The organism is Staphylococcus sp. 231237_7MaSpsaltlick (assembly GCF_043107035.1).
Genome location: NZ_JBICNX010000343.1, coordinates 1 through 479, shown reverse-complemented (window position 1 = coordinate 479; position 479 = coordinate 1). Strand labels below are relative to the sequence as shown.

The window sequence follows — 479 nt, the reverse complement described above, 5'->3', positions numbered from 1 at the left end:
ATCGTTATATATTAGACAAGAGTGGAAATTGAAAATGGCTATGAAGAGCGCCTGATTGCATCATTAATAGAAAGCCCTAAACAAAAAAACAGACTATTACCTACTAATGGTAGGGGAATTGCTTGGTGGGGTGAATATCCAAACGTTGATTATAGCCAAAGTAACCCTATATATCCAATAACGGATAGCAATCAAATCGAGACAATATTGAATATATTTAATTTGAAGCGTTATACGGATAGTGAAACTGGTACTACAATAATTGTTCCATATGTTGGATGTACTGAAATGTTCGCAAGCAAGTCAGATGACGAAGAAGAATTGTTACCATGGGAGATTAACTATGAATCAAGTATACGAACAGCAGTTGAAAGATGGTATAACCCACGACTGAATAATGAAGAATATCATCAAATTGTAGGTAATTCATTATTAAATTGTAAAGTAAATGGTATAGGATTCTTAAAGTCTTATAATAC

The 479-nt window shown here is 33.0% G+C and carries 1 pseudogene; it reads left to right on the top strand.

From position 1 onward, the window contains the following. Positions 1-21: 21 nt before the first annotated feature. A pseudogene (locus tag ACF91D_RS31805) lies at positions 22-479 on the top strand (hypothetical protein); the annotation flags it as partial.